The 2,556-nt window shown below is 65.7% G+C and carries 2 protein-coding genes; one reads left to right on the top strand and one right to left on the bottom strand.

What is annotated here, in order from left to right:
- Window positions 1-133: 133 nt before the first annotated feature.
- Window positions 134-1,777, top strand: coding sequence for an MFS transporter (locus EN925_RS31480; RefSeq protein WP_128337191.1), 1,644 nt, complete (start codon window positions 134-136; stop codon window positions 1,775-1,777).
- 13 nt (window positions 1,778-1,790) lie between these two features.
- Here EN925_RS31480 and EN925_RS31475 read toward each other — a convergent pair.
- A partial coding sequence (locus EN925_RS31475; RefSeq protein ID WP_206633031.1) for a chloride channel protein occupies window positions 1,791-2,556 on the bottom strand: 766 nt, incomplete at its 5' end.

Genomic DNA, 2,556 nt, shown 5'->3' with positions numbered 1-2,556 from the left:
GGCCTGGACCGCCTCTATCCCATTGTTGGACCATGAGCTTTTTTGCCCTTTGCGGCGCCATGCCCTACTTTCGGCAAACGGTCTGCGCAAACGGATTGTCTGACGGGCAGGCACGACATGGCAGGAATTCCAAATGATTGACGAAAAGCCGGACAGCGAGAGCGTCTCGGCGCTGGCGCCCTTCCGGCACGGCATTTTCCGCGCCGTGTGGGGCGCAAGTCTCGTCTCGAATTTCGGTGGCCTGATCCAGGGTGTCGGCGCCGCCTGGATGATGACCACGATCGCCACCTCGCCCTATCAGGTGGCCCTTGTCCAGGCTTCGACCACCTTGCCGATCATGCTGTTTGCGTTGGTCGCCGGCGCCATCGCCGACAGTTTCGACCGGCGCAAGGTGATGCTGGTCGCCCAGACCTTCATGCTGGTGGTGTCGGTGCTTCTGACCCTGTTCACCTATTCGGGCCTGATCACGCCATGGACGCTGCTTGCCTTCACCTTCCTGATCGACAGCGGCACCGCGCTCAACAGCCCGTCATGGCAAGCCTCCGTCGGCGATATCGTTCCCCGCAACAAGGTGCCGGCGGCCGTCGCCCTCAATTCGATGGGCTTTAACCTGACGCGCAGCGTCGGTCCGGCGATCGGCGGCATCATCGTCGCCGCCGCCGGTGCGGCAGCCGCCTTCGCGGCGAACGCGGTGAGCTATATCGGCCTGATCGTCGTGCTGGCGCGCTGGAAGCCGAACGTGCCGGTATCGACCTTGCCGCGCGAGTCGCTGGGGGCCGCCATGGGCGCCGGCCTGCGCTATGTCGCCATGTCGCCCAATATCGGCAAGGCGCTGGTCAGGGGTGCTGCGTTCGGCTTCAGTGCAGGCGCTGTGCTTGCGTTGCTGCCTCTGGTGGCGCGCGACGTCGTCAAGGGCGATGCGCTTACCTATGGCATCATGCTCGGCGCCTTCGGCATCGGCGCGGTCGGCGGCGCCTTGATCAGCGTCAGGCTGCGGCAGTTGCTCTCCAGCGAGACGATGGTGCGCTGTGCGTTCGCCGGCTTCGCCGTCTGCGCCTTCAATGCCGCCGTCAGCCAGCATGCCTGGCAGACGTCGCTCGGCCTGCTTGTCGGCGGTGCCTGCTGGGTGATCGCGCTTTCGCATTTCAACGTCACGGTGCAGATGGCGACGCCGCGCTGGGTGGTCGGCCGGGTGCTGTCGGTCTACCAGACCGCGACCTTCGGCGGCATCGCGCTCGGCAGCTGGATCTGGGGCGTCGTCGCCGACGCGCATGGCGCCGAAACCGCGCTGATCGCCGCCAGCATCGCCATGCTGGCCGGCGGCGCCATCGGTCTTTTGCTCCCGCTGCCGCAACAGCAGGTGCTCAACCTCGACCCGCTCAATCGCTTCAAGGAACCGCATTTGGCGCTTGACCTGAAGCCGCGCAGTGGTCCCATCGCCATCATGATCGAGTATGTGATCCGCCACGAGGACGAACCGGAGTTCCTCGCCATCATGGCCGAACGCGGCCGCATCCGCCGCCGTGACGGCGCCCGCAACTGGACGCTGGCGCGCGATCTCGAGAATCCCACCGTATGGATCGAGCATTATCACACGCCGACCTGGATCGAGTATATCAGGCACAATGGACGCATCACCCATGCCGACGCCGTCATCGGCGAACGCGTGCGGGCCCTGCACAGCGGCGACGAACCGCCCCGCGTACGCCGCATGATCGAGCGCCCGACGACCGCCGGCACGGCCCTCGTGATGGCCAAGGGACCTATTGAGCACTGACTCCGGGTGTCCCTTAGCCCTCGCCCGACAGGTCCCGGCGGGCCTTGTCGAGTTCCTCGGCATAGCGTCGCATCAGATGGCCTTCGGTCAACAGGCCCAGCACGATATGGTCGGTGAAATCCTCGACCACGGCGAGTTCTTCGGCGCCCGCCCGCTGGAATGTTTCCGCGGCGGCCTGCACGTTCATGCTCGGCACCAACACCGCGTCCTTGTATTTGGCGAGATCGCGCACCGGCACCTCGCCATCGGACGGATCGCTGTGCAGTTCGGCCACGATCAGCACGCCGACATAGTGGTCGCCCGCATCGACGGCGATGACGCGCTGGGCAGAGCCGAGCGGCACCTCCTTGCGGAAGGCTGCCAGCGTCGTCGAGGCATAGATGGTCTTGATGTCCTTGCGCATCATCGAGCCGACTGTGAGGCTGCGCATCCAGCCGACATCGTGGGCGCTGCGGATGGTCTCGCCGCGCAGATGGAAGCGCCATGTCGAGAACGAGTAGCCGAAGGTTTCGCGCACCAGGATGGCCGACATGATCGAGGCGGCCAGCACGACGCCGGTCAGCGTCAGGTCGCGGGTCGATTCCAGCGCCAGGAAGGTCATCGTCAGCGGACCGCCGACGACACCGACGGCGAGCGACGTCATGCCGACGACGGCGGCGACGGCAGGGTCGATGCCGGTTGCCGGAGAAATAACAAGCATCACATCCGCGAACGCCTTGCCGAGCAGCGCGCCGAGGAACAGCGAGGCAAAGAACAGTCCGCCGCGAAAACCCGACCCC

The sequence above is a fragment of the Mesorhizobium sp. M7A.F.Ca.US.006.04.2.1 genome, from assembly GCF_004022915.1.
Taxonomy (GTDB): Bacteria; Pseudomonadota; Alphaproteobacteria; order Rhizobiales; family Rhizobiaceae; genus Mesorhizobium; species Mesorhizobium ciceri.
Note: the sequence above shows the minus strand (reverse complement) of the source record. Positions and strands in the feature narration are given on the sequence as shown.